Below are 26,402 nucleotides of genomic sequence, written 5' to 3'. Positions count from 1 at the left end.
GGGGCATTTTTGGCACTCAATAGCCAACGCATCCCCTACTCTACCGACGCATATGCGTCGGTAGAATGTACTAGGAAACCTAGTTGAAATAGAGTTTACTCCTTCGTAATAGTAAACTCCACGCGCCGATTCAGGCGGCGGGTTTCTTCGCGCTCGTTGCTGGCGCGCGGTTTCGTACCGCCGTAGCCTACGGTGCTGATTCGGTCCTCGGCTACACCGCGACTTACGAGGTAGCGCTTCACTTCCGTCACCCTATCCTCCGACAGCTTCTGGTTAAGAGCCGCATTCCCTTGGTTATCGGTGTGGCCTTCCAGACGAATATTTACCGTGGGATTATCGGTGAGAGTGCCGGCCAAGCGGTTCAGCTCCGCGTAAGATGCTCCGAGCAGATTGTATTTGCCCTGGGCAAAAATCAGCGTTGGCAACTCCAGTCGTGAGCCGACTCCAGCGGGCACCAAAAGGAGGTTGCGGGTGAGCGGTGCCGTAACGGTAAGCGTGTCCGTAGCCGTCAGGAACCCTCCGCTTACCGCCGATAGCCGGTAGCGGCCGGGCGGTAACGTAAACTGGTAAGTGCCCGTGCCGGCCTCTACGCGCGAGGTGGCATTGTACGAGAAATTGCCCCCCAGACTCGCGATTTTCACTTCGGCGGCTACTGCCTGCTGGGTTTTCGCATTAATAACGCGGCCCGTCAGCAGCGCCCGTGGTGGGGCAACCGCAAAAGTAGGCGCAGGCACCTTTTCCACTATGGAGTCGGGAGGCACTACGCCAACCTCTACTCGGAATAAGTCGGCGGGGCCATTAGCCGTGCGGGAGGCCGCATAATACGCCTGTTTGCCGTCAGGCGTGAGGCTGAAATATGCATCGAAGCCCGGCCCATTGAGCGTGGGCCCTAGGTTGCGCGGCTCGCTCCACTTGGTCCAGGAGTCGTCGAGGCGGGTGCTGGCGAAGATGTCGGCGCTGCCGTAGCCGCCGTGGCCGTAGGAAGAGAAGTAAAGGGTTTTGCCATCGGGAGAAAGCCAGGGGGCAAATTCAAAGCCCGGCGAGTTCACTATGTCGCCTAGGTTGCGCGGCTCTGACCACGAGCCTTTGCCCGCCGGCTGGCTGATATAAATATCGTTGCCGCCGTAGCCTTCAGGCCGCTCCAAAGAGAGCAGCAGAACCTTCTCGTCGTTTGTTTGAAAAAAAGTAGTGGCTGTACCGGTGGAGTAATAGTTGATAATATCCAGCTGCTCAGTACGGTTGCCATTTTTGCCCCCCACATTACGAGCAGCCCGCGAAATACCATCATCGTGAAAGGTACCGTCGCGCTCATAGTAGCCGCGCACCAATAGATAATAACCATCCTTTACTACGGCCATCACGCCGTTGTGCTGGGGCGTATTGAGCCCATCGAAGCGTGTGGCCGGGTTCCAGGTGCGGCCCTGATCCACGGAGCGGCTCATCCAGATATCCCCCGATTCAGCGTTGCCTTCCATATTGCCGGCAAACTTGGTGCGCACAAAAAACAAGGTCGAGTTATCGGGCGCCAGCACGGGTTGCAGCTCATTTCCAGATGTGTTCAGGGTATTCAAAGCCTGGGGTGGTCCAAAGCCGGGTAGGCTGGCATCCACATTCAGACGAAGCCTGAATAAGCGCCATTGCTGGGTAGCTCGGTTGGCGGGCTTCTGCGAAACCACGGGCGTTCCGTTGGCTTTATCGGCCGAGGCTACAGAGATGCAGCGATCGTTGCCCTTACTAATGAGTTGCAGGCTGCCCGCCGGCCCGCCTGGCACCAAGCGCCACTGCTGATACAGGCTGCCTGTATAGGGCCGCTGCACCAGGGGGGCATTTTCATCGGGTTTGTCTACTGTCAGGCATTTACCGCTTTGGCGACCCTCAATCCGAAAATAGTCGCTGCCGGGCATCACGCGCACAAAGCGCCACTGCTGGCTAGGGGCGTGGGTAAACTCCCACTGCACCATAGCCGCCCCCGACTCAAGCGAGGAATTGGCTACATCCAGCGACCGGCCGCTACCACGGGCGGCAATGCCATAGTAAGCCTTCTCATCAGGAATAAAAGGCGTGTTTTGGGCGAAAAGTGGGCCTGCCGTAGCGAAGGCCAGTAAAAAGAGCAGAAAGCGAAGCGGCGAAGGGAGCATGCACGCGATTAAATGGACTGGGCCGCAAGTTAGCGTAAATCTGAACTGCTTAGTCCCAAACGAGAACCGCCGCTCTTGCCTAGGGCAAGAGCGGCGGTTGATAATGATAAGTGTAGCTATAAGAAATATCGATAGGATTAACGTTACCTAAGCATAAAGCGGTAATTAGCTAATAGCATTGTTGATGTACTTGAAGCGAACGAACCGGTCGTTCTCATAAATAGCTGCGAAGTGGCCAGTTGGAGCGGCGGTGCTCTTGGCTTCTACCTTGCGCTCAGCAGACCGAGAGGTAGGCATAGTCGGAACTGATGGATACGACCCAGGCATCATTCCGGGAGCGTGGCAAATGAAGGAAAGGATCTTGGACGGCATGGTAAGTTTGCTTTATAGTGTGAAATTTTGGTGTGTAGAAATTGTAGGGAAAGTGATACCTGTGGCGAAAAGAACAAGTTCTATTTCTGTGTTTGCCAACTATGAAGATTGAAACATCTTTTTGAACGATGCTAAGGTAGCCTATTTAATATCCAAATGTAAATGCGTATTTCCCCGTAATTTTATGTCTGGGGCAGTACGTAACCTAACATCCGTACTAGCCCGGATACTACCTACGAATAGTGCATTTAAAGCTTAATTAAAGGCTTTATTGATTCGGATAAATCTCACCCTCAGTGCGTAACCTAAAATGATTCTTGATCGTAGGGCCGGCAACTTTGCCCAAAACGCATAAAAAAAGCCCCCACAAACTGTAGAGGCTAAGAGTATGCAGAAAGTTGCATTTACTGTATAAGCTTGTAGCGAAGCGCGTAGCGAATAAGGCCAATAATCGACTTAGAGTTGGTCTTGGTTAAGATATTCTTGCGATGCGTTTCCACCGTTCGTTCGCTGATGAACAGCTTTTCAGCAATGTGATGATTGGAGTACTCTTTACTGATTAGCTCGAGCACCTCCCGCTCCCGTTGGGTCAGGGGCACAGGGGCACCTACTGTAGGAGTTGGCCTCAGGGTAGCAAGCTCCATATTTTGCAGCAGCATCGAGCCTACCTCCGGGCTAAAGTACGTGTGGCCCGAAGCCACTTGCTCAATAGCATGGATTAGCTCATCCGGGCCCAAACTCTTGAGCATGTAGCCACAGCCGCCAGCGTTAAGCACGTCGGTGACGGATGCTTGGTCAAAAAACATGCTCAGCGCCACGATGCGCAGATTCTCGTTGACTTCACGCGCCGCCCGAATAAATTCCAGCCCCGACATTTGAGGCATACTCAGGTCAGTGAGTACTACCCGCACTTCCGGGTGCTTAAGTAGCAACTGCAGCGCATCAGCCCCCCGATTTGCTTCGGCTACCACCCGGATATTAGGCTTTGATTTCAGCAGCGTCTTCACGCCCTCAATCACCATTTGGTGATCATCAAGCACCAACACAGCAATAAAACCGTCGGCTACTGGCTCGTTCATATAGCGCAAATTATCAAGCAGAATAATCTACGCAGCTGCTATCCACCGCAGATTGCAACATGCCCAGATAAGTTTTCATCAACAGCATTTAGAAATATACGTTAAATCTTCTTGTATGATAGTTTCTAGCGTGTCGTATCAATTGCTTTAAAGGCGCAACTGAAACTAGCTTAAAATAGAAACTACCAGCGTCGCTGCGGTTTTCTTTGAGCTCCAAACCTAACGAAACAAAAATAAAAAAAGGCCTTTTTTACTGCGTAAAAGCGTATTTAACAAAACAAACGTTACTGTTCTGTTTAACTTTTTCTTGCAAAAAGCTCAACCTTCCAAATAATCTACTCGTTAACGAAAGCCAGGATTTTAATTATTCCGTGTACGCTTCGTTTCACCTGAGTAGCTTATATGCTTGATACTAAATATAATATTATATCATCGGAATACTTCGATTTTATAAATAACAAAGAATTCCCATGTGTAGCTGCCAAGACTGCCCTTACCTGGAATCAGATAAAGTGCTTGGTAGTAGATCATATGGCCTGCCCTAAGGACGACACAGCCATTCTGCAATTCATTTATGACTTTGTGGATGAATACCGGCAGTCGACTAAGCTATATCACAGCTTGGCCATCATTTTCAAAGGGCCTGAAAACCCCAACGAAGCTCAGTTTGAAGAGTTTTTGTGGCAGCGCTTACAGGCCTTATCCAACCTAGATGCGCAGCGCTACGGCTACGACAAGCGTGTAGTGTCTGACCCCAACTCCCCCGATTTCAGCTTTAGCCTTAAGGAAGAGGCCTTTTTTATCATTGGCTTGCATCCTGGTAGTAGCCGGCTGGCCCGCCGGTTTAAGTATCCTACGCTGGTATTTAATGCCCATGCGCAGTTTGAGCAGATTCGGGCGAACAGCCGCTACGATGGTTTGCGCAACACCATTCGCACCCGCGATGTGGCGTTTTCCGGCTCCATCAACCCGATGTTGGAAGATTACGGCCAAGCATCCGAAGTGTACCAATACAGTGGCAAGGTGTACGACCAAGCCTGGAAATGCCCTTTTTTAAGTCAACATGCAGCAGCTAACCATCATACCGCCGCGTAGCGGTACTTCCTTCTTAGTAAAAAAGGGCCAGCGCCTCCGAGTGGTCGATATCCAGGGCGAACAAGTGGCTGACTTTGTGTGCTATAACTTGGAGGATAAGGCCGAATACCTTTCTTCCGGCCGCACTATAGATTACGCCGAAACCATCTTCCTGACCAAAGGACACCCTTTCTATTCCAACCGCAGCAACATCATGTTTGACATGGTGGAGGATACGGTGGGCCGCCACGACTTTCTGCTTACGCCTTGTAGCGCCGATACATTCCGCATTATCTACGGGCACAAGCAGCCACACCGCGGCTGCTTCGGCAACCTTAGTGCTGCTCTCGCGGAGCATGGTATCAGCCCCGATGCCATTCCCATTTGCTTCAACATCTTCATGCACGTAACTGTGGATGGCAATACCGGCAAGGTGGATGTGCTCCCGCCCAAAAGCAAAGCTGGTGATTATGTGTTACTTGAGGCTAAAATGGATTTGCTGGTAGGATTAACAGCCTGCTCAGCAGAAATGTCGAACAATTACGCCTTCAAGCCCATTGGCTATCAAATCGAAGGTTGATGTAGCTGCCTCTACCATCCAATCTTTTTAATAAGACGGTCATGCAGAGGCGGAGCCGAAGCATCTCGCGTGCTGACGTCTGATTACCATTCTCACTAAACACGCGAGATGCTTCGGCTCCGCCTCTGCATAACACAAATAGAAAAAGCCCCCAGAAATCTTCTGGGGGGCTTTTTTAGTCAGCTTCTTACCTCCTTACTTCACTCCCACCGGCATACCATATTTGCCCCGAAACTTCCGGTTCAGATACACCTGCTTATTCTCTGGGCTGAAAGCGCGGCCATCTATGTAGGCATGAGTGATGTTGTTCGTGCGCATGTCCAGCAGGTCGCCGGTGCTCACGACTAGCGTGGCGCTTTTGCCGTTTTCGAGACTCCCGTAGTCTTTATCAATACCTAGGATGCGGGCCGGACTCAGCGTAACAGCCGTAACAGCCTGCTCTTGCGTGAGACCGTGGCCGGCAGCAGTACCCGCAATAAAAGCTAAGTTGCGGGAGCCGGCTGTTTCCATACTGCCTTCATAATCGAGGCAAAAACGGATGCCCGCTTGTTGCAACATATGCGGCAGTTTGTAGGGCAGGTCGTAGTCGTCGCCGGGGCGGCGGGGCAACGCGTGCGTGCGTGACAGGACAACGGCAATGTCGTGCTGCTTCAGAAAGTCGAGCATCATCCATGCGTCGCGGGCGCCGATAACGGCTACTTTTTGCACTCCTAAGCGCTTGGCAAAACTCACCGCTTCTATAATCTCCTTGCCGTAGTCGGCGTGGATAAACAGCGTTTTGGAACCATCAAAAATCCCCCCCAACGCGGAGAGGCGAAGGTTTTCGCGGCGGCTGGAGGGCAAATTCTTGTAAGCAGCCGCTTCCGTGAACATCACTTCCAGCTCGCGCAGCTGCGTCTGACGCTCCTTGATGCGCCTTTCTACTGCTTTCTCGTCCTCCGCTGGGCTCAGCTTCAGAATCATCTGCGGCCAGTTCAAGTGCATTCCATCATCGGCGCGTACGGCTGCATCCTGCCAGTTCCAGGCGTCAAGTTGCACGATGCTGCTTTGACCCGAAAGCATGCCGCCACGAGGCGTAATCTGGGCCAGCAGCACGCCATTGGTGCGCACCGTCGGGATGATATCGGAGTCGGTGTTGTAGGCAATAAGCGAGCGCACGTTGGGGTTCATCGTGCCTACTTCCTGCTCATCCACCGTTGCCCGAATCGACTCGGTTTCGGTAAGACCTAGGGTGGTGTTTGGTAAAATCAGACCAGGATAAATTTCCTGACCCTTTACGTCAACTACTTCGTAGCCTTCGCGTTGGGTAAAGCCGTTCTGCGCGCCAGCATACGTTATGCGGCCCTTATCGAAGGCCACGGCCGCGTTGGGCACCACGGTGCCGTTGCCTACGTGCAAATTGCCCCCCACCAGCAGAATAGGTCGCCCTTGGGCCGGAGCGGGCATCGGAACCTGCGCCGCCGCTGATACGGCAGTAAGCAGGCTTAAAGAAAGAAGTATATGCTTCATGATTGAGTTTCTATGGGTTTGTAATGCAGTTCTCTTACCCTTGTGAGGGCGGGAATGGCTTTACTTTTTACTTATCTAATTCCTTCTCCTCCCCTACCGAGTCGCAGTGGAAATGGCCAGTTGCTTTGGCGACCGGCGTTTGAGTAGGCGCACCGCCTTTCTTGGCAGCCAGCATTTTCTGCACGATTCGCAGGCGCTCTTTCTCCATTTCCTGGCGCATCACTTTATCCGATTCGATGTCAAACATCTGGCGGCCATCGACGAATGTGCGCTCCGCGTGAGCATAAATACTGAGCGGATGAGCGCTCCACAGCACCACGTCGGCATCTTTGCCTTCCTTGATGCTACCCATCTTATTGTCGACATGAAGCATTTTGGCCGGGTTGATCGTAACCAGCTTCATGGCTTCCTCTTCCGACAAGCCACCATATTTCACCGTCTTGGCAGCCTCCTGATTGAGGCGGCGGCTCATCTCAGCATCATCCGAGTTGATGGCCACCGTGAGACCAGCGTCGTGCATGATAGCGGCGTTGTAGGGAATGGCGTCGCGCACCTCATTTTTGTAGCCCCACCAGTCGGCGAAGGTGCTGGCCGCTGCGCCGTGGGCCTTCATTTTGTCGGCCACTTTGTAGCCTTCCAGAATGTGCGTGAAGGTGTTCACTTTGAAGCCCAAGCGGTCTGCTACGTTGATGAGCATGTTGATTTCGCTCTGCACGTAGCTGTGGCAGGTGATAAAGCGCTTGTTATTAAGGATTTCAACCAGAGCATCTAGCTCAAGGTCGCGGCGCGGGGCTTCGGCTTTTTTCTGCTTGCCTTTGCTGAGCTTGTTGTAAGCGGCCCACTCCTTTTCGTACTCCCTTGCCCGCGTGAAGGCATCGACAAACACCTGCTCCACGCCCATACGCGACTGCGGGAAGCGCAGCACATTGGCCTCTCCCGCGTTCGACTGCTTTACGTTTTCACCCAATGCAAACTTGATAAACCCGTCAGCGCCCGCCACTTTCAAATCCTCGGGAGCACCGCCCCAGCGAATCTTGATCAGCTGCGACTGGCCTCCGATGGGATTAGCTGATCCGTGTAGCAATTGAGCCGCCGTAACACCGCCCGCCAAGTCCCGGTACAAATCCACGTCTTCGGGGTCGAGCACGTCACCAATGCGCACCTCCGAAGTAACAGCCTGTGTGCCTTCGTTTACGCCACCGATTACGGCGATGTGCGAATGCTCGTCGATGATGCCGGGCGTGAGGTGCTTGCCTGTGCCATCAATTACGCGGGCATCCTTAGCCGACAAATTCTTGCCGACTTTGGAAATTTTGCCCCCCACCAGCAATACGTCGGTGCCTTCCAGCTTACCAGCGGCTTCGCTGGTCCACACGGTGGCGTTTTTGATTAACACGGTTTCCTGCTGAGGCATTGCCGCACGCCCGTAGGCCGCAAACGGATACAGCATAGAACCGAGTTGAATGGGTTCAGGCGCTTTAGCCGAGTCGCGCTTGGCAGCTTGGCTAGCTACCTCCTGGCGCTTCGCCGACCACTTCACGAGTGTTGCATCGGGCAATTGGCCGTCACCCTGAAACTGACGGGTTTCGGGCGTAAAGTAGCCACTCAGGCGCACGGAGGTAGTTTTGTCTTTGGGCGTGGGGTTGTACACGATGGTAGCCAACTCGCCCTGCACTGAAATTGCCCCCCGGACAGTGTCTTTAGGTGCCAACGCTATTTTCAGCTCCGGCGCTTCAGGCTTACCTGCCAACCGCATTTGCACGGCGGGGCGATTACCTACCTGCAATGTATACACGCCGCGGTAGTCGGCAGGCAGGTTGCTTAGCTGGTAGCGTTCGCCCTGCACCCAGTTGTCGAGCATCACGTTATCCTCAGCAAACAACCGATTCGAGCAGACCAGGAAATTGGCCGTCAGGCCCGGCTTCAAGCTGCCTACTTTATCCTGGGCTTTGATTAGCTCGGCGGGCGTAGCAGTAAGGGCACGCAGGGCTTGCTCTTCGCTCAGACCATATTGGATGGCCTTGCGCAGGTTGGGCAGAAACTTCTTTTTGTCTTTTAGATCAGTAGCTGACAACGCAATGGGTACGCCGGCTTTAGCAAGCAAAGCTGCGTTGGCGGGGGCCATTTCCCAATGCTTCAGATCTTCCAATAGAATGCGCGAGGCGTCATACACGTCGTCCACGTTGTAAGCATCCGGGAAGTTAAGGTTGAGGATAAATGGGGCGCCGGTAGCCTTGATGTCAGCAATGCGCTGGTACTCGTCGCCGCGGCCTTTGATGATGAACTGCGTTTTGAACTCATCGCCTAGTTTGTCGGCCCGCAGGGCGTTCAGCTTGTCGCTCACCTCAAAAAACTGGGGCAAACGGCGCTGCTCCTGAAATGCGCGCAACGACAAGTTCTGCTCTTTGGTGGGGTTGCGCTGATTCCATTCGGCGTCCAGATACGTTTGGCGCAGCAGCGCGATGCTGCCCATCAACGAGCCGGGATAATTCTGGGTGCTGGTGCCTTTGTTAAAGGAAAATCCAGCAGCAGCTCTGTCAGTAAGTATAACCTCGTTTTCGCGGCGGCCGGTGGTAGCCAGCGTTACGAGCGCCGCGGTACCGCGGGCAATCCCGTCGGGCTGCTGCGTGAGCACCGCCCCAAAGCCCATCTTACGATATGCATCGGCCTGTTCTTCGTTGAGTCGGAAGTCACTGGCCGCGTCGGTTTCGGGGTGCACGGCTTGGTTCCAGTCGTAGGCACCGCCTTTTTTGCTTTCGAACTGTGGCGGCGGCCGGCGAGCGGTTCGTTCCGCTGGCTTTACTTCGGGCAAGCCATAGCTAGCGGCCAAATCCACGAAGCCAGGGTAGATGTACTTGCCTTTCAAGTCTTGCACCACGGCACCAGCCGGAATCTTCACGTTGTTGCCCACCGCTTCTACCTTGCCATCCCGAATCAGGAGCGTAGCGTCGGTGAGCTTGGTTTTGTAATCGGTGAAAATGGTGGCGTGGGTGAAAGCGTACAGGCCCGGTCGCTGGTCGTACACGCCGTTGCGGGGAAATGTGCTGGTTTGAGCGTAGGCGCCGAGGCTACTCAGGACCAGCCCACCCACCAGTCCCAATCGAGGAATAGAAGTATGCATTAAGGTTTTGGGTTAGGTAAAGAACGAAAGAAGTATGCGCGCCAACCTTGCAGTCGGCATCAGATCAAATGTAGAAATAAGCCCCGCTACGGACCAGTAATTCATGCACTAAGGTTTAGAGGTGGAAGCCGTAGCCGGGCGGCTTTTGCCCTTCTCTACTGCTCTCATCACCCGAAATAGGTTGCCGCTCCAAATCTTAGCAAGGTCTCGGCGCGAGTAGCCCCGTCGCAGTAGCTCCTCCGTCAAAGCGGGCAAGTCGCCTACATCGCGCAGGCCGGTCAGCACGCTGCCGCCATCAAAGTCGGAGCCGATGCCTACGTGGTTGATGCCGGCGACTTTCACGGCGTGGTCAATTTGGTTGGCGGCATCTTGAACGGTAGCCAATGGCACCGGAAATTGCTTCTGTAATTGGCGCAGCTCAGCTAAAGCCTCTTTCTGCGATTCGGCAGGTAAGCCGTAAACATTCAACGATGTTTTGATTTGCCATTTAACGAAGAAAGCCTGCTCAGCCGCCACTCGCTCGGGGCTTTTGGCTTCCGTCTTTACATAAGGCCCGTAAAAATTAATCTGAATTACTCCACCATTCCGAGCCAAGGCGCGCAGCATTTCGTCGGAAAGGTTACGCGGCACATCGGCCAAGGCGCGGCAGCTGGAGTGAGAGGCAATGACCGGCACGCGTGAAAGCCGCAGTACATCGTAGAAAGTCGAGTCGGAGGTGTGCGATATATCGACCATCATGCCTAGGCGGTTCATCTCAGCTACCACCTGCTCCCCAAACGGACTCAGACCCTGATATTCGGGGCCTTTAGGGTCGGTAGCGGAGTCGCATATTTCGTTATTGGATGAGTGGCACAGTGTGAGGTAGCGCACTCCCTGATTGTAGTAGGCTTGCACTTTGTTTAAATCGCGGCCGACGGGAAAGCCGTTTTCCATTCCAATAAAGATGGCCCGCTTGCCAGCTTTGCCTAAGGCTAGCGCTTCGGCAGGCGTAGTAGCCATAGCTAACTCCGCAGGATGAGTTTGCACGGCCTTCTCAATACCCGAAAACATTGCCTGCGCCTGCTGCTGGGCTACTGCCGTACCTTCCTCGTTGCGCGGCCCTTGCCCCATATACACCACCCAGAAAGCGGCGTCGAGGCCACCCCGGCGCATTTTGGGCAAATCAACCTGGGCAGAGTCGGGGTTATTATCTTTCGTCAGATCAAAGCGAGGGTTCAGCAGATTTTCATTAGGAGTGTCTTCGTGGCTATCCACTGTATAAAGCCGCTCGTGCAGTTTGCGGGCCTTAGCTTGTTGCTTTGTGGCAGTTTGGGCATAAGCTGGGTCGCCAATCATCGTAACAAAGAAGAGCAGCGCGGCTACGTAACTTTTGGGCATAAAGTATGGCTAGAGGTACAAGACTGGCGGCCTAAAGTACTCATTTGAAGCTGGTAAGCCATAGGCCGGTTGCGCCGCATTATCCTAGCCCGCTTCGCAACAATGTGCTGACTACCTGAGTACACGGTTTATAGCAAACACAGCAGTACGTATCAAGCACTAAGCTCCTAATTCCCATGCGCAAAGGCACCACCGTTACCTGGAAATATGGCACTGGCACGGCCAGCGGCAAAATCGAGGAAGTCCACAAGGAATCCGTCACTAAAAAGATCAAAGGCAGCGACATTACCCGCAACGGCACCGCCGAGAACCCCGCTTTCGTGATTGTGCAGGAAAACGGCGACAAAGTGGTGAAGCTGCAAAGCGAAGTAACCGCTGCCACCAAGAAGAAATAACCTATTCTCTGGTTGACCGCGCAAAAAAAGCCCCCCAGAGTTGTTCTGGGGGCTTTTTTGTGCTCAAAATCGATATTACAAATTGTCTTTGTCGGGCTCGATAAAGGCTTGTTCTTCCATCTCAACCGGCACTACTACAATGCCTTGTTGCAGCTTGCTATTGCGCTTGCCATAGATAAAGTACACAATGAAACCGAGTAGCATCCAGCCCATTGCCACTTTCAAAGTGAACGCATCGAGGGCGGCAATCATGCCTAAGCACACTACGATGCCCATAATTGGCACGAAGGGGAAAGCGGGCGACGACAGCGGCGAACGGAACGGGCGGTGCTGCTGCGGATCGGTGCGACGCATGATCCACACGCCAGCCGACACCAGCACGAAAGCCAGCAGCGTACCAAAAGAGGTCAGGTCACCGGCCAAAGAGCCGGGTACGAAGGCAGCAAAAGCACCCACAAACACTAGCAACGCTAAGTTAGACTTATAGGGCGTGCGGAACTTAGGGTGCAACTCCGAGAAGGCTTTTGGCATGAGGCCGTCATTTGCCATCGAGAAAAACACGCGGCTTTGGCCCATGAGCATTACCAGAATAACCGAAGAGAAGCCGGCCAGAATAGCCACCGTTACGGCCGTAGCCAGCCAGCCGAAGCCGGGCATGTGGGCCGAAATAGCGTAGGTTACCGATGCTTCGCCGCCCAAAGCTGGGTCAGCAAATTCGCGCCAGTTGGCAACGCCCGTCAGCACGTGGCCGAAGAGAATGTACAGAACAGTACACACGGCCAACGACCCCAAAATACCGATTGGCATGTCGCGCTTAGGGTTTTTAGCTTCCTGCGCAGCAGTACTCACAGCATCGAAACCGATGAAGGCAAAGAATACGATGGCCGCACCGCCCAATACGCCGCCCCAGCCATGCTTATTCCAAGCCGTGTACTCGCGCACGACAGTGCCCGCCGCGTTTTTCACTGGCTCGGCGTTCTCAGGAATCAGGTAGGGCGTGTGGTTAGCTGGGTCGATAAACTGCCAGCCTACAGCAATGAAGATCAGAACGATAGCCACTTTCACTACCACGATGATAGCATTGAAAGCTGCCGACTCCTGCGTGCCTTTGATAAGAAGCAGCGATAACGCCACGATAACCAACAAGGCTGGCAGGTTGATGAGTCCGTGCTGCGTTACGCCATCCACCACGGCGCTTTCGAAGGGCGAGTGGCTTAAGTTGTAGGGTATACTGGTGCCAAAGACTTCCAAGAGCTTATTTAGGTACTCGCTCCAGGCAATAGACACCGTAGCGGCACCCAAGGCGTACTCCATAATCAGCGCCCAACCTATAATCCAGGCGACAAACTCGCCCATGGTGGTGTAGGCATACGTGTAAGCCGAGCCAGCGATGGGGATCATCGCGGCGAACTCGGCGTAGCACAAGCCTGCGAAAGCGCAGCCAATGGCAGCCACGATGAAGGCCAGCGTAACGCCCGGACCGGAAGCCTGGGCCGCCGCCGCCGCCGTGCGCACAAACAGGCCAGCTCCGATGATGGCCCCGATGCCCAGTGCCATCAGATTTAGGGCGCCGAGGGTACGTTTCAGCGTGCCTTCGCCGGAACTATTAGCTTCTCCCAGCAGCTGAGCCAGGGGTTTTTTGGCGAAAATGTTTGCCATAAAGGAAGAAAAGAGGAGAAATAGAAGGTGAGAATTGGAGTGAAAAGAGGCAATAGCGGCCCCTAAATAGCGGCTGCGTGGCCCGAATATAGGCGATATTCCGGTTCAGGCGGCGCCAACAGATATAATCTGCTCTTGGCTTGGGGCCATTAAACCTTGGAATGGCATCTGCATCCAAGCATCAAATTTCACCCACAGACTCACTTCCCATGAAAAAGATGCTCATCCTGTTCGCTGCTTTCACTCTGACTGCTGGCGCTGCATTTGCCCAAACTCCAGCCGCCAAGCCAGCCCAGGGCCGTGCTCAACGCGGACAGATGGCTAATAAAACCCCGGAGCAGCGCGCCGAAGCCCGGGCCGCTAACCTATCCAAGTCGTTGGGCCTGAGCGCTGAGCAAACGGAGAAAGTACGGCAATTGAACTTGGCGCAAGCCAAGGAGATGGATGCCGTGCGTGCCAAGAATGTCGAAAACCGCCAGAAAGCCAAAGCCGCCCGCGACCGGCACGATGCTCAGCTCAAATCTATCCTGACTGCTGACCAGTACGCCAAGTACGAACAACAGCGTACCGAGCGTATGGCCAACCGCAAAGGCGGCAGAATGAAAGCCCGCGGCTAAACGCCCGAGCAGTAGCAAAAAGCCCCCCAGCCACTCGGCTGGGGGGCTTTTTTATGTGAAGTCCAAGCGGTGCGCAATGGGTGCGATGAAGCCGGCACGTTCACAGTGAAGCGCATATAGCCGAAGCTCTGCACTTAATTTAACCAAGTATTCGCTTGACAATCATTTGCTTGATGAGTAAACTTAGGTTGGTTTTTCGCAGTTTCTGTTAGAGAAGGCTGCGCCTTCTTATATTTGAAAATGAGCGCTGGTCTAGCCGCCGGCCGCCTCTCCGTTACGGAAGGCGTTGCCTCGCCACCACAACCTACCACCATGAGCCCTTTGCCCAGTAGTACCGGGTCGGTACAGATTCAACAGTTTTATGATAAGGGCCTTGCCCACGCTAGCTACATTATCCGCTCCGGCCGCTACATGGCCATTATCGACCCAGCCCGCGATCCGCAACCTTACTACGATTTCGCCGACGAGCACGACGCTACCATCGTAGCCATTATTGAGACCCATCCGCACGCCGACTTCGTTTCCTCCCACCTCGAAATAGCCGAGGAAACCGACGCCACTATTTATTGCAGCAAGCTGGTAAAAGCACTCTATCCGCACCAGCCCTTTGACGACGGCGACCGCATCACGCTTGGAACCGTTGAGTTGCACGCACTGAACACGCCTGGCCACTCACCCGACAGTATTTCTATTCTGCTGATTGATGAGCTGGGCCAAACCCGCGCCGTATTCACCGGCGACACCCTTTTCGTGGGTGATGTAGGCCGCCCCGACTTACGCGAGGAAGAAGCCGTAGGTGGCCACAAGCGCGAAGAGCTAGCCGGCCAGCTTTACCAAAGCACCCGTCAAAAGCTGATGACTTTGCCCCCCACTACGCGCGTTTATCCGGCCCACGGCCCCGGTTCACTCTGCGGCAAAACTACCAGCACCGATCTGGACAGCAGCATTGGTAAAGAGCTAAAAACCAATTACGCCCTGCAGCCGATGTCGCAGGAGGAGTTTATTAAAGTACTGCTTGAGGATCAGCCTTTTGTACCTAAGTATTTTGGGCACGATGTAGTGCTGAACCGCTTGGGCGCTCAGCCGTTTGAGGATAGCGTGCGGGCCGTACCGCGCGTACATTCGGCTTCTGAGTTGGTGCCCAGCACGCTGATTATTGACACCCGGCCGGCTGCTCAGTTTCGTGCTGGTCACTTGCCGGGAGCCATTAATCTGATGGACGGGGGCAAATTTGAAACCTGGCTCGGCTCAATCGTCGGTCCAAAGGAGAAGTTCTACCTGCTGGCCGACACGCAGATTGCCCTGGATGCCGTGATTCGCAAAGCGGCTAAGATTGGCTACGAAACCAATATTGCAGGCGCGCTCCTCACTCCTGCTCAACTACCGGCCAACAGTCCCGACCTTGACGTTGCCCGCGTGCGCGAGCGGCCCGAAGACTTTACTATCGTAGACATTCGCAACCGCGCCGAAACCCAGCAACCTATTTTCCCGGAAGCGCTGAAAATTCCGCTGCCGGAGCTCCGCGAACGAGCCCACGAAGTGCCCACCGACAAGCCAATTCTGGTGCACTGCGCCGGCGGTTACCGCTCGGCGGCGGGCAGCAGCATATTGCAAGTGGCCCTGCCTCAAGCAGAGGTGTTTGACTTAGGTGAAGCCGTGACAGAGTTTCAGTCGCAGGCCGTGCATTAGTCGAGCTTGCACAAACGTCTCTCAGAGTAAAAACGCTGAGGCACGCTGAGGTCATTTGTGATCTTCAGGGTGTCTCAGCGTTTTTGTGCTGTGGGAACCTCCTGTTTGCGCTTTACCTTTGAAGTCTATGCGTGTACTACATACCGCCGATTGGCACTTGGGCCAACGCTTCAATGGCGGCCACGAGCGTACCGAGGAGCACCGTCATTTTCTGCGTTGGTTGGTTGAAACCATTCAGGCTCAGCGCGTGGAAGTGTTGGTAGTGGCCGGCGACATCTTTGATACCGGCTCGCCCTCCAATGCGGCTCTGGAGCTTTATTATTCCTTTCTGCTACAAATGCAGGCCACTGACTGCCGCGACATTGTGCTGGTAGGCGGCAATCACGATTCGCCGGCGACGCTCAACGCGCCCGCCCGCTTGCTGCGCCACCTGCGCGTACACGTGGTCGGGTGCGTACCCGATTGTTTTGAGGACCAAGTAATTGTACTAGATAACGCCGATGGAAAGCCGGGGCTTGTGGTGTGCGCCATTCCCTTCCTCCGCGACCGGGACGTGCGCCTGTCGGTGCCCGGCGAGGAAGCAGAAGAACGGGAAACACGGATTCGCCAAGGCATTGCTGATCACTACGCCCGCGTATCGGAAATAGAAATGGTGTGGCAGTTAAAAGCTGCTGGTGTGCCCGTGTTGGCCACCGGTCACCTTTACGCAGCTGGCGCTTCGCCTTCCGATTCGGAGCGCACTATTCACGTCGGAAATCTTGGTCAGGTCACCGCCGACCACTTCCCGGCTGTGTTCGATTATGTAGCCTTGGGGCATCTGCACCGCCCCCAACGCGTGGGTGGACGCGAGCATATTCGATATTCGGGTTCGCCAATTCCGCTGTCTTTCTCGGAGATAGATCATCCCAAAGAAGTATTGCTGCTGGAATTTGCCCCCCAGAGCCTTGCCATCGAAGCTCTGCCCGTGCCCAGTGCCCGGCGGCTGATTCGTTTCCACGGACCGCTTGATGAAGTACTGGTACTCCTGGCGGCCTACGACAACACCGGCTACCAACTGCCAGCCTGGGCCGATGTAGAAGTGCGCTCGGAGCTTTCGCAACTGGAAGTAGCTCAGCAGCTGTTGGCCGTCATCACCCAACTCGACCGCACTCAGCTGGAAGTTCTTGCGCGTCGCCACTTTCGCCTGCTCACACTTCGCCCCCTCGGCGAGGAGCCCGAACCGCTTACCCGCAGCCTCCACGATTTTACCGAACGCGAAGTGTTCGAGAAACGGTTGGAGGAAGAACCGGAAGAAGCGCGCACAGAGCTATTGGGCGCGTTTGATGAGTTACTGGAACTGATGCGACAAGGGTAGTCCTACCTTTTAAAGAAGCGGTCATGCTGAGCTTGTCGAAGCATCTCTACCGCTTAGTTGAGATTACCATTGCGGTAGAGATGCTTCGACAAGCTCAGCATGACCGCTTATCATTTGGTTTTATAAGTAAATGAAAATACTCCGCGTCCGTTTCTCTAATCTTAACTCGCTGCGCGGACAGCATGAAATAGATTTCAGCCATTCGCCTCTTTCCGATGCAGGGCTGTTTGCTATTACCGGCCCCACGGGTGCCGGCAAAACCACTATTCTTGATGCTATTACGCTGGCTCTCTATGGTCAGGTGCCGCGCCATGAGGGTGGCGTAGAGCAGGTCATGAGCCACGGTACGGGCGAGAGCTGGGCCGAGGTGGAATTTCAGGTGAACGGGCGGCGCTACCGCTCGAAGTGGGGTCAGTATCGGGCGCGCAAAAAAGCTGAGGGCAAGCTCCAGGATTCGCGCATGGAATTGAGCGAGGAGCCCACTACGCCCACTGACGCGCCCGAGGACAATTGGCCTATCATCGAGAGCTACAAATCCAGGGTGCCAGCGCGGGTGGCGGAACTGAGCGGACTGGAGTATCGGCAGTTTCTACGGTCTGTGCTGCTGGCCCAGGGCGAGTTTACGCGGTTTTTGAAGTCGAGCGCCGGCGAACGGGCTCAGTTGCTGGAGAAGATTACGGATACGCGCAAGTACTCCGATATTTCGGTTTTTGCCTTTCGGAAGGCTAAGGAAGAAGCCCAGCAGGTAGAGGTCCTTCGGACGGGTCTGGCCGGCGTTACGCTTCTATCCGATGAGGATGTAACGGCGCTGGAAACCGAAATGGCTGCTATTGCGCAGCGGGTACAAGCCAGCACTGCTACGCAGCAGCAATTACAGGAAGCCCAAATCTGGCTCACGAAACTCGCTGACTTAGCTACCCGCCAGCAGCGAAACCAAGCTAGCCTTGCGACTCTTGCTGCCGAGGCGGAAAACTTATCTCCCTTGCGGCAGCGCCTTACCGCGCACGAGCAGGCTCTTCCCTTTCGTACACCTTGGGAACTGTTGCAAGCTGCTGGTATCCGATTGCAGCGCATGCGTGAGGAGGAGGCGCTGGCGCTGGAGAAGCGTCCGCAGCTCCGGCAGCAGCTTGATGTGGCACTCGCGAGCAGGGCGACGGTACAGCAGGCCCGCGACGCGGCACTGGCACAGCAGGAGGAGCAAAACCCGAAGCTGCTGGAAGCTGAGAAGCTGGATGCTGTGATTCAGGCTGAGGAAGCCCAGCTCACAAGGGAAAAGCAGGAGTACGAGCAACGCAATGAACAGTGCAAGCGACAGAAAGCTGACTATGAGCAGGCTATAGCACAAGCCAGCCGCCTTAGTGACCAGCTAAAAGAGCTTTCTGCTTGGCTTACGCTGCACGGGCGGCGCATTGACTTGCCAACCATTCGGCCCCAACTTAGCAGTCATCTCGAAGACCTGGCCGACGTAGACCGGGAGCTACAGGAGCTCAAAACCCAGCAGAAGACGCAAACCCTGGCGCTGCAACAAGCCCAGCAGCTAAGCGCGCAGGCAACCGCCCGGCAGACTGAGGCTGTAAAGCAGGCCGGCGACTTAGCGACAGTCCAACAGCAAGCAGAAGCGGAGCGGGATACCTGGCTGGCGCGTTTGCAGCAGTTTGTGGCAGGCTTGCAGGAGCAGCACGCAGCGCAGGAAAAGCATCTGACGGATCTGCGCTTGCTGGTTCAGACCCAGCAGTTGATTTTAAGTCATGAGGAGGCGCGGCACTATTTGGAAGCAGGTCAGCCATGTCCTTTGTGCGGCGCCACGGAGCACCCCTTTGCGCTGGGGGCGCTCGGCGTAACGGCTGATTCGCTGCAACGTGACAAAGAGCGGGAAGAAGCATTGGGCCAACAGGTAAGAGCTCTGAATGGCCGCGTGCAGAAGCTGCTGACTGCGGCGGGCATGCTGGAGAATGCTGGGGGGCAAATTCTGAAGGAGAATCTACAGATTCACCGGCCGCTGTCGGGGGAAGAGGAAGAAATGGCCCCCAGACAAGCGCGCGCACTATCTCAGCAGCTGCGCGAACTTCAGGAGCAGCGTCATGCCGCGGCCATGCGCAGCACGGAGGCCCATGGCGAACAGCAGCTTGCCAGTCAGCAGCAACGCCAGGCGACTGAAGAATTAGCCAAGCTCTCCGCGAAGCTGGAGGATGTTCACGACCGAGCCCCAAAAATTAAGGAGCAGGTAACCAGCATGCTGGCGTACTTTCAACTCACTTTTACGGGAAACAATGGCGCGGCCCTGATTGAGCAGTTGGAGCAGCTGACGACGGAGTTTGAGCAACACAAAGAAGCGCTGAACAAGGCCGAAAGCCAGCGCGCCGCCGTTCAGGCCCAAAGCGAAGAGTTAAAAAAATCGCTTGCCCAAACGCAGGACTGGCTCACTGCGCGCAAGGCAGAACTGGTGCGCCACCACGAGGCAATTCAGCGTCGGCGGGAGCAGCGCCAGCAGTTTTTTGCTGGCTCCGATGTAGAGCAAGCACGTCGGCAGCTAACGGACGCGGTAAAAAAGCTAACGGAAGCGTATGAAAGCAGCCACCAGGCTTTCTGCGAGCACGAAAGTCAATTGTCGCGTGCTGACGAGCGACACCGCCAGTTGGAACTGGAAACGGCTCGTGAGCAGCAGGAGCACGATCAACTCTATACCAAGCTAGTAGCCGATCTGCAAGCCGCAAATTTGCCCCCCAACCCTGAGGAACTACGCACGCACCTCCTCCCCGATGCCGAAGCACGCCGCCTCGCCGACCAGCTACAGTCGCATGAACGTGCCCTTCTTACTACCCAAAGCGCTCTTACAGAAACCCAACAGCAGCTGGAGCTGGAACAAAGCAAGAAGTTGACGACAGAACCGGCGGAGGTAATAAGGGAGCAATTGCGAACTGCGGAGCGAACCGTAGCCGACCTGCATCAGCAGCTGGGGCAGCGGCGGCAGCGCCTACAAGATCATCACCAGGGTTTGGAGCGTCACGCCGAACTAGCGGCGACGCTGGAAAAGCAACAGCAGGAAGCCCGGCGCTGGCGCCAGCTAGCGGAGCTTATCGGTTCGGCTGATGGGAAGAAGTTCAGCGAGTTTGCCCAGGGCCTCACCCTCACGCGGCTAACGGAGCTGGCCAACCGTCACCTCGCCCGCCTCACCGAGCGCTACCGCATCACGCGCAACCCGCAGGAATATCTCGATTTGCTGGTCGTGGACCATTATCAGGCGGACAGCACACGCTCTATGAACTCGCTTTCCGGGGGTGAAAGCTTTTTGGTGAGCTTGGCGCTGGCGTTGGGGCTCTCGGAATTAGCAGGTCACAAAACCCAGATTGAGACGCTGTTTATCGATGAAGGTTTTGGCACCCTCGATGCCGACGCGCTGGAAGTAGCTCTTACTGCCCTCGAAATTCTGCAAGGCACAGGCAAAATGATCGGAATCATCTCGCACGTAGAAGCCCTGAAAGAGCGCGTGAGTACCCAAATCAATGTACGCAAAGGCGTGGGCGGTATTAGCACTCTGCGCGTGGTTGGGTTTGGGGAGAGCGAGTAGCGCTTTATAAAACAATAATTGTCCAACAATTGATATTTACTCCATGCAAGACATAATTAATAAAATAAAAGAACTCGCTGTTTTGTATCCTGATGATGTTGCATTACATCCACCGGCTGGCGAGTTAAGGATTGAGTTTATTGAGTCTAAGCTGCAAACTAAATTACCTGCTGAGCTAATAGAGCTGTATAATTTTAGTAACGGCTTTGCCTTTTTGAATTATGTAGTTGTTGGCTTGATGAATAAAAGACTACTCAATATATTAAGCATAAACCCAATGACTCTTAAGCCTAACGGGTTGCATAAAGAAGTAATTATATTTATGATTACTGAATTAGGCGAAAGCTTTGCTTATACAATCGATGCAAATTCAGATAATTTTCAAGTAATAAAAATGGAAGAATCAGATTCCATCTTTAAAGTGGTAGCGCCGGGTATTCGTTCTTTTTTTGAAAAGTTTTTAGATAAAATATCGGTGCTTCTTGAATATCATAGCCGAGATGAAGACGTGACATTTTTTGAAGATGAATTATTGCCGGAAGAGTTAGCTAAATGGAATTAGCTAAATTATATCTTAGCTAAACTCACCTCCAACGGCCTTCATTTCCGCCCACGTCCAATAGCGGCGGGGCGCGATGCCCGCGTAGCCTTGTTGAAAGAAATCCACCACTTCTTTTTCTATTGTCTCGGCATCAATAGATGATTGTTCGATGGGTCGCTGGTCGGGGTCGGCATAACGCTGGGCTTTGCTGAGCTTTTTGCCCCCCAGACGCAGCAATGGGCCTGTGTCGGTGATGGCATCAAAAACCCAGGCGCTGGGGGGCTTTTCCAGGCTGCTGAGGCGAGTGGCCAAGCCATTCAACGACAAGCGCGGCAGCGTGGGGCGCGACTCCAGATCAATCCAGGTGGTATACTTATACTCCAGCTCGTAGCGCCGACCGGCATAGCAGCTTAGCACAATATCGAAGCCGTTGGTCGGGCCAAACAAGGCGTAATACGGCAGTGGCTCGGGCGTGTGCACCACCAATAAGCCTAAGTCCGGATAGCGCGTGAGACGTGTAGCTGGGCTGTGCATTACCTCAATGGCGCGGCGCACCCGGTTATATTCTGGTTCCCAAGCGGCGCGTCCCCGCTCAGGGTTTTCTAGTATTTCGCCGAAAACGGGCAGAAACCAGGCAAATTTCTCCGCCGAAGCTTCGGCCTCGCTGCGCCGCAGGGCCGGCGCGCCAAAGGGCGGATAAAACAACTCCTTTTCCTTGGCATTGAGCCAGCAAACCAGCTTCAGCGCGTCATCGGCCAGCGGGTTCGCCCAGTCTAGCTCACGGAAGTCGCCGAGCGTGGCCACCAGACGTAGCAACGGTTCATAATGCAAGGCCAACTCGGCATTGAGCAAGCTCCAGACGCCGACAAAGCCGTCGATGTCGAAGTGGTTGGCGCTGACTGCCTGTACTACCATTTCTGGTGTATGAGGTGCGCGCAAAGCTCTGAGCACTGAGCCAGCGCTGGTGTCGTCGCGAAAGGCGACGGGCGTAGCGGCCCCGCGCCAGTGGGCCAATACCAACGCCGCCCGCAGACCGGTGCTATCGACTAAAATGGTGGGCTGATGCTTAGCCTCGGCAAAGGGAACAAAGTAATGCGCCAAAAACAGGATCTGTAAAAAGAGAAGAACCTATGTGCCAAGAACAAATTTCTTCATTCCTGCTCACATAGTATGGCCGGGTTAGCGCCGCTTACGACGATTGGAGATATGCTCTATACGACTACGACGCACCCAGTGCAAATATTTTTGTAGCTCCTCGGCTACCCGAAGGGCATCCACGGAAGCATATTTTTTGGCTAGCTCCCGATTAGTAAGCAGCAGGTGTACGGTACTATGGCAAGGTTGGCAGAGAGCCACAGTAGGCCCAAACCGACCGCCTTCTTCGCGCGGAATGAGGTGATGACGCGACACAAAACGTACATGCCGCTCACATAGCTCACACTGTGGCTCAGGATTAGCCGCAGAATTAATAGAAACATTTTTGAAGCGACGACGGGGCATAAAATGCAATTATGTAAGAAGTTGGCCCGATGATAGCAGAGAGATTCTATAGGAAGTCTGATGAACAAAGATTTTTGCTTACAATCGATCCTACTCGAATAAATTCTATATTTGATTGTGACACTACGTTTAATTACAAAAGCAAAAAACTCTTCACCTTGCTTACAATGTGTTGTTTAGTAGTTGAATTAAATAAATAACCGACTGTACTAGTTCAAAAATTCATCAAAATAGTTCTAAAAATAAATCTCGTCTTTTTCAACACTTTTACCACTTTCCCTATGCAAACTCTTACTCTTCGCTTACCTCGGCGCTTTGCACTTTTACTGCGGGTCGCTGGTTTTTTCTTAGCTCTAATCGTGCTGACGCCGACGAAAGCTCACGCGCAAACCTGGCTGGTTTCGACCGATGCGTACATCAAGCTGGGTGTGATGGATAAATTTGGTCAGTTGGGTACGTACCAGGCCACGTTTATTGTAGTAGATCAAACGTCGGGCAGAGAGTATTTGCTGACGAAAGAAGTAGAGAAGGGCAAAAATGGGATAGATGTACTTTTCCCATCGGAGCCTTCGGAGCCCGATTACTTTAAAACGGAGAAAGGTGAGGCCGCCCGCGCCGTTCCTGGCAAGTATGCCTGGGAATGCCGGGTAGGTGGAAAGCGGGTTGTTGGGGGGCGTTTTGAGCTTCCAGCAGTAGCCAACGATGTGACGGTAGTGGATAACCGCAAATAATTCGCTTTTTTTGTTCTCTCCTTTCCTCACTTAGTACTAGCCCGGCGTTGCAGCGCCGGGCTTTTTTTGTGCGTCTGTGGTAGCAGTGCGTGCCTTTTTGGTCGCAATTGCGTAGTAATAAGTTGGGGCTGGGGGGCGTTTTGCTCACTTGGCGGTTACCTATTTTTATAGTTCCAGCGTCGTTTACACCTCAGATCATGCCTAAAAAATCTTTTGCCGAACTTATCAGCAGCCCCGGAATGCCGGTCTTGGTCGATTTTTATGCCGACTGGTGCGGGCCCTGCAAAACAATGGCTCCTATTCTGGAGCAGGTAGCCAACCAGCATCAGGGGAAGGTTAAAGTGATTAAAGTAGACGTGGACAAGAACCCAGCGGCGGCGCAGCAATTCCGCGTGCAGGGCATTCCCACACTTATTCTCTTCCATAAAGGCCAGCCCGTGTGGCGGCAGTCGGGGGTGGTGCCGGCGCAGCAGCTCAGTCAGGCTATCGGGTCAGTGATTCACTGACGCACAGATTTTGCCCCCCAATCGCCTTTTTTTCTTCTCGGCTGTTATCCCGCTGTAAAGTGGGCTAGCTTGCTTTGCGGCTGTTTGTTTACAAGCAGAGAAAATTTGCCCATCGACTCGCCCAGCGCTCGTTACTTGGCTATTGATCTTCCATCCTACCGTGTCCTTAAATGCTCCCCTGCCCGCATAGTACATTTATGATTCTGTTCGTTGTCAAGCTATGCGTGTAGTGGTACCCTTTGTTCAGTCCATCCTTTTCTTACTGATTCTGTGCACGTTGCCCCAGGTGGCGCTGGCCCAAGCCACCGTTACGCTGAGCGGCTACGTGCGTGGCGCCACCGATCAGGGCGTGCTACCGGGTGCTTCCGTGGCCGTGCCAGCGCTGAATACCGGCGTAACGGCCGATGAGAAGGGATTTTACTCCCTGCCCCTACCCACAGGGCGTTATGAGGTAGTCATTTCCTTTATCGGCTACGAAACGGTGACGCGGGAGATAAACGTAAACCGTAGCCAGCGTATTTCCTTCGTGTTGCCGGAGGCGGCCAATGAACTTGGGGAGGTGATAGTAGAGGGCTCGGGCACTTTAGAGCAAAAGCTGCAAACTACCCAGATGAGCGTGGAGCGCCTCACGACCCGCGAGGCGAAGCTGCTGCCGGCTTTGTTTGGGGAAGTTGATTTGCTGAAAACCTTACAGCTCAAGCCCGGCGTGCAAAACGGTGGCGAAGGCACCAGCGGCCTCTTCGTGCGGGGCGGCTCCTCCGACCAAAATCTGTATCTGCTCGATGAAGCCGTGGTATACAATCCATCGCACTTGTTTGGGCTGTTTTCGGTGTTCAATCCGGATGCCGTGCAAAGCGTAGATTTATACAAAGGCGGCTTTCCAGCGCAGTTTGGGGGGCGTTTATCGTCGGTAGTGGATGTAAAGCTGCGTGAGGGTAACACCAAGAAGCTGGGAGTGAGCGGGGGCCTGGGCCTTATATCTTCGCGCCTTACAGTGGAAGGGCCTATTGTGAAGGATAAAGGCTCATTTATCCTGTCGGGGCGGCGTACCTACTTTGATGTATTTACGCGTCAAATCAATAAGCTAAACGCCGACGACCCGGAGTATAACCCCATTCCTAACTACTACTTCGCCGATTACAACGCCAAAGCCAACTATAAGCTCGGCGATAAAGACCAGATTTTCCTGACAGGCTACTACGGCCGCGACGTGTTTGGCTTCAACAGTACTGGCAGCTTCAACTTCGATTTTACCTGGGGCAATACCGTGGGCGCTTTGCGTTGGAACCATGTGTTTTCGCCAAAGCTGTTCGTGAATACCACGGCGTCATTCACGCGCTACGAGTACGACGTCACCAACAAGATCGACCAGTTCAGCTTCAACCTTGCCTCCGACATTCGCGATATAGCCCTCCGGACTGACTTTGAGTACCAGCCCAATGAGCGCCACACGCTTAAGTTTGGGGCCAGCGCCACCGACCATATTTTCGGCGTGGGCCGCCTGCAAGCTGGCAGCGAAGATGGGCGCCTCGACATTGGCTCCGATGTAAATTACCGGGGTCAGGAAGCCGCTCTTTATGCCAGCGACAACTTTAAGCCTACCGACAAGTTACAGCTAGAATACGGCCTGCGAGCAACTGCCTTCCAAAGCGGCTCCGACCGCTACGCGGGCCTGGAGCCCCGAGCGGCGGCGCGCTATTCGCTCACGCCCAACACATCATTGAAGGCCAGCTACGCCCTCATGTACCAGTACGCGCATTTGGTAACTAATTCGGGCGCATCCTTGCCCACCGATATCTGGTATCCGTCGCGGGAGTCGGTGAAGCCGCAACGCTCTCAGCAGGTGGCAACTGGAGTGAGCTTTTTGCTTGGCGGGGGGCAATTTTTGCTGACCAATGAGGTGTACTATAAGTGGGCTCAAAACCAGATTGACTTTAAAGATGGCGCCCAGCTATTTGTGAACCCCGATCTGGATCAGGAGTTTCTGTTTGGCAAAGGCTGGAGCTACGGCAACGAGTTGTACCTGGAGAAGAAGACGGGCCGCACTACCGGCTGGGTGGGCTACACGCTGGCCTGGAGTAAGCGCAAATTTGCCCCCCAGCGCGGCACCACGGGCATCAACAACGGCGCCGACTTCTACCCTACCTACGACCGTCGCCACAATCTTACAGTGGTGCTGTTGCATCAGCTCTCGGAGCGCGTGAACCTGACGGGATCATTCGTGTATAGCTCGGGCGCGCCCACCACGTTGCCCCAAGGACGATTTGTATTTCAGGAAGTGTACGGCGCCGAAGCCGCCGCCGTGCCCATTTACCCCGACCGCAACTCGTACCGCTTGGCGCCCTACCACCGCCTTGATCTGGGCCTGGTATGGAATATGAAACCTAACCGCTGGTTCGATGAGTCGGATCTGACGTTTAGCGTATACAACTCCTACAACCGGCGCAACCCATACTTCGTGTATTTCGACCAGGTAAAAGACCCCGCTACGGAGCAGGTAACTGGCTACCGCGCTCGGCAGGTGTCGCTGTTCCCAATTATTCCTTCCGTGACCTACAATTTCAAATTCTGACCGATGGCTGTGGTTCAATC

Annotated in this window: 20 protein-coding genes; 11 read left to right on the top strand and 9 right to left on the bottom strand. The window is 54.3% G+C overall.

The window, feature by feature from the left end; translation table 11 throughout:
• Positions 1–95: 95 nt before the first annotated feature.
• The 3 genes from G7064_RS17450 to G7064_RS17440 form a co-directional block, all read right to left on the bottom strand.
• Positions 96–2,138, bottom strand: coding sequence for an RICIN domain-containing protein (locus G7064_RS17450; RefSeq protein ID WP_166074579.1), 2,043 nt, complete (start codon positions 2,136–2,138; stop codon positions 96–98).
• A 165-nt stretch (positions 2,139–2,303) separates the two neighbouring features.
• Positions 2,304–2,510: a hypothetical protein gene (locus tag G7064_RS17445; protein WP_166074578.1), complete on the bottom strand. Its 207-nt coding sequence runs from the start codon at positions 2,508–2,510 to the stop codon at positions 2,304–2,306.
• Positions 2,511–2,914: 404 nt separating this feature from the next.
• Complete coding sequence (locus G7064_RS17440; protein WP_133273638.1) at positions 2,915–3,589, bottom strand: response regulator; 675 nt, start codon at positions 3,587–3,589, stop codon at positions 2,915–2,917.
• A gap of 402 nt (positions 3,590–3,991) precedes the next feature.
• Here G7064_RS17440 and gntA point away from each other — a divergent pair, with 402 nt between their 5' ends.
• Positions 3,992–4,684: a guanitoxin biosynthesis heme-dependent pre-guanitoxin N-hydroxylase GntA gene (gene gntA, locus G7064_RS17435; protein ID WP_166074577.1), complete on the top strand. Its 693-nt coding sequence runs from the start codon at positions 3,992–3,994 to the stop codon at positions 4,682–4,684.
• On the top strand, positions 4,653–5,243 hold the full coding sequence (locus G7064_RS17430) for a DUF1989 domain-containing protein (RefSeq protein WP_166074576.1): 591 nt from the start codon (positions 4,653–4,655) through the stop codon (positions 5,241–5,243). The genes gntA and G7064_RS17430 overlap by 32 nt, the downstream gene beginning before the upstream one ends.
• Before the next feature lie 195 nt (positions 5,244–5,438).
• On the opposite strand, the gene G7064_RS17425 is transcribed toward G7064_RS17430, so the two are convergent.
• The 3 genes from G7064_RS17425 to G7064_RS17415 all read right to left on the bottom strand — a co-directional run bounded on the left by G7064_RS17425 (position 5,439) and on the right by G7064_RS17415 (position 11,250).
• Positions 5,439–6,752 (bottom strand): amidohydrolase family protein, encoded by a 1,314-nt coding sequence (locus tag G7064_RS17425; RefSeq protein WP_133273641.1) that lies wholly within the window; start codon positions 6,750–6,752, stop codon positions 5,439–5,441.
• 67 nt (positions 6,753–6,819) lie between these two features.
• Positions 6,820–9,873, bottom strand: coding sequence for an amidohydrolase family protein (locus tag G7064_RS17420; protein WP_166074575.1), 3,054 nt, complete (start codon positions 9,871–9,873; stop codon positions 6,820–6,822).
• A gap of 108 nt (positions 9,874–9,981) precedes the next feature.
• Positions 9,982–11,250 (bottom strand): dipeptidase, encoded by a 1,269-nt coding sequence (locus tag G7064_RS17415; protein WP_240935557.1) that lies wholly within the window; start codon positions 11,248–11,250, stop codon positions 9,982–9,984.
• A 176-nt stretch (positions 11,251–11,426) separates the two neighbouring features.
• On the opposite strand from G7064_RS17415, the gene G7064_RS17410 reads away from it, so the two are divergent.
• Complete coding sequence (locus G7064_RS17410) at positions 11,427–11,645, top strand: DUF2945 domain-containing protein (protein ID WP_205703431.1); 219 nt, start codon at positions 11,427–11,429, stop codon at positions 11,643–11,645.
• A 75-nt stretch (positions 11,646–11,720) separates the two neighbouring features.
• Here G7064_RS17410 and G7064_RS17405 read toward each other — a convergent pair whose 3' ends face one another.
• Positions 11,721–13,304, bottom strand: coding sequence for an amino acid permease (locus G7064_RS17405; RefSeq protein ID WP_166074574.1), 1,584 nt, complete (start codon positions 13,302–13,304; stop codon positions 11,721–11,723).
• A gap of 209 nt (positions 13,305–13,513) precedes the next feature.
• On the opposite strand from G7064_RS17405, the gene G7064_RS17400 reads away from it, so the two are divergent.
• From G7064_RS17400 to G7064_RS17380, 5 genes are all read left to right on the top strand, one after another.
• Positions 13,514–13,921, top strand: a complete 408-nt coding sequence (locus G7064_RS17400) for a multiple ligand-binding protein 1 (protein ID WP_166074573.1) — start codon at positions 13,514–13,516, stop codon at positions 13,919–13,921.
• Between the two features lie 240 nt (positions 13,922–14,161).
• Positions 14,162–15,610 (top strand): MBL fold metallo-hydrolase, encoded by a 1,449-nt coding sequence (locus tag G7064_RS17395; protein WP_317172784.1) that lies wholly within the window; start codon positions 14,162–14,164, stop codon positions 15,608–15,610.
• Between the two features lie 127 nt (positions 15,611–15,737).
• The gene (gene sbcD, locus G7064_RS17390; protein WP_166074571.1) at positions 15,738–16,964 is read left to right on the top strand and encodes an exonuclease subunit SbcD; all 1,227 of its coding nucleotides are present in this window, start codon (positions 15,738–15,740) and stop codon (positions 16,962–16,964) included.
• Positions 16,965–17,094: 130 nt separating this feature from the next.
• Positions 17,095–20,532 (top strand): SbcC/MukB-like Walker B domain-containing protein, encoded by a 3,438-nt coding sequence (locus tag G7064_RS17385; protein WP_166074570.1) that lies wholly within the window; start codon positions 17,095–17,097, stop codon positions 20,530–20,532.
• Between the two features lie 43 nt (positions 20,533–20,575).
• Complete coding sequence (locus G7064_RS17380; RefSeq protein ID WP_166074569.1) at positions 20,576–21,094, top strand: SMI1/KNR4 family protein; 519 nt, start codon at positions 20,576–20,578, stop codon at positions 21,092–21,094.
• A 12-nt stretch (positions 21,095–21,106) separates the two neighbouring features.
• On the opposite strand, the gene G7064_RS17375 is transcribed toward G7064_RS17380, so the two are convergent.
• Together G7064_RS17375 and G7064_RS17370 are read right to left on the bottom strand one after the other, a co-directional pair.
• Complete coding sequence (locus tag G7064_RS17375) at positions 21,107–22,174, bottom strand: DUF6687 family protein (RefSeq protein ID WP_166074568.1); 1,068 nt, start codon at positions 22,172–22,174, stop codon at positions 21,107–21,109.
• A 78-nt stretch (positions 22,175–22,252) separates the two neighbouring features.
• Positions 22,253–22,573: an HNH endonuclease gene (locus G7064_RS17370; protein WP_133273652.1), complete on the bottom strand. Its 321-nt coding sequence runs from the start codon at positions 22,571–22,573 to the stop codon at positions 22,253–22,255.
• Between the two features lie 281 nt (positions 22,574–22,854).
• Here G7064_RS17370 and G7064_RS17365 point away from each other — a divergent pair, with 281 nt between their 5' ends.
• The 3 genes from G7064_RS17365 (at position 22,855) to G7064_RS17355 (ending at position 26,382) form a co-directional block, all read left to right on the top strand.
• A complete protein-coding gene (locus tag G7064_RS17365; protein WP_166074567.1) occupies positions 22,855–23,304 on the top strand; it encodes a hypothetical protein in 450 nt (149 codons plus the stop codon).
• A gap of 197 nt (positions 23,305–23,501) precedes the next feature.
• Positions 23,502–23,810: a thioredoxin gene (gene trxA / locus G7064_RS17360; RefSeq protein WP_133273654.1), complete on the top strand. Its 309-nt coding sequence runs from the start codon at positions 23,502–23,504 to the stop codon at positions 23,808–23,810.
• Positions 23,811–24,030: 220 nt separating this feature from the next.
• Positions 24,031–26,382, top strand: coding sequence for a TonB-dependent receptor (locus G7064_RS17355; protein WP_166074566.1), 2,352 nt, complete (start codon positions 24,031–24,033; stop codon positions 26,380–26,382).
• The last annotated feature ends 20 nt before the right edge of the window (positions 26,383–26,402 follow it).

Origin of the sequence: Hymenobacter sp. HDW8 (genome assembly GCF_011305775.1) — a bacterium.
In the GTDB taxonomy this organism is placed as follows: domain Bacteria; phylum Bacteroidota; class Bacteroidia; order Cytophagales; family Hymenobacteraceae; genus Hymenobacter; species Hymenobacter radiodurans.
This window is presented reverse-complemented; position numbering and strand designations above follow the sequence as displayed.

Coding starts and splice junctions, on each gene's coding strand:
- G7064_RS17380 (WP_166074569.1), top strand. CDS start 20,576: ATGCAAGACATAATTAATAAAATAAAAGAACTCGCTGTTTTGTATCCT.
- G7064_RS17425 (WP_133273641.1), bottom strand. CDS start 6,752: ATGAAGCATATACTTCTTTCTTTAAGCCTGCTTACTGCCGTATCAGCG.
- G7064_RS17400 (WP_166074573.1), top strand. CDS start 13,514: ATGAAAAAGATGCTCATCCTGTTCGCTGCTTTCACTCTGACTGCTGGC.
- G7064_RS17395 (WP_317172784.1), top strand. CDS start 14,162: ATGAGCGCTGGTCTAGCCGCCGGCCGCCTCTCCGTTACGGAAGGCGTT.
- G7064_RS17430 (WP_166074576.1), top strand. CDS start 4,653: ATGCAGCAGCTAACCATCATACCGCCGCGTAGCGGTACTTCCTTCTTA.
- G7064_RS17410 (WP_205703431.1), top strand. CDS start 11,427: ATGCGCAAAGGCACCACCGTTACCTGGAAATATGGCACTGGCACGGCC.
- G7064_RS17445 (WP_166074578.1), bottom strand. CDS start 2,510: ATGCCGTCCAAGATCCTTTCCTTCATTTGCCACGCTCCCGGAATGATG.
- G7064_RS17365 (WP_166074567.1), top strand. CDS start 22,855: ATGCAAACTCTTACTCTTCGCTTACCTCGGCGCTTTGCACTTTTACTG.
- G7064_RS17450 (WP_166074579.1), bottom strand. CDS start 2,138: ATGCTCCCTTCGCCGCTTCGCTTTCTGCTCTTTTTACTGGCCTTCGCT.
- sbcD (WP_166074571.1), top strand. CDS start 15,738: ATGCGTGTACTACATACCGCCGATTGGCACTTGGGCCAACGCTTCAAT.
- G7064_RS17370 (WP_133273652.1), bottom strand. CDS start 22,573: ATGCCCCGTCGTCGCTTCAAAAATGTTTCTATTAATTCTGCGGCTAAT.
- G7064_RS17385 (WP_166074570.1), top strand. CDS start 17,095: ATGAAAATACTCCGCGTCCGTTTCTCTAATCTTAACTCGCTGCGCGGA.
- G7064_RS17405 (WP_166074574.1), bottom strand. CDS start 13,304: ATGGCAAACATTTTCGCCAAAAAACCCCTGGCTCAGCTGCTGGGAGAA.
- gntA (WP_166074577.1), top strand. CDS start 3,992: ATGCTTGATACTAAATATAATATTATATCATCGGAATACTTCGATTTT.
- trxA (WP_133273654.1), top strand. CDS start 23,502: ATGCCTAAAAAATCTTTTGCCGAACTTATCAGCAGCCCCGGAATGCCG.
- G7064_RS17440 (WP_133273638.1), bottom strand. CDS start 3,589: ATGAACGAGCCAGTAGCCGACGGTTTTATTGCTGTGTTGGTGCTTGAT.
- G7064_RS17420 (WP_166074575.1), bottom strand. CDS start 9,873: ATGCATACTTCTATTCCTCGATTGGGACTGGTGGGTGGGCTGGTCCTG.
- G7064_RS17355 (WP_166074566.1), top strand. CDS start 24,031: ATGCGTGTAGTGGTACCCTTTGTTCAGTCCATCCTTTTCTTACTGATT.
- G7064_RS17415 (WP_240935557.1), bottom strand. CDS start 11,250: ATGCCCAAAAGTTACGTAGCCGCGCTGCTCTTCTTTGTTACGATGATT.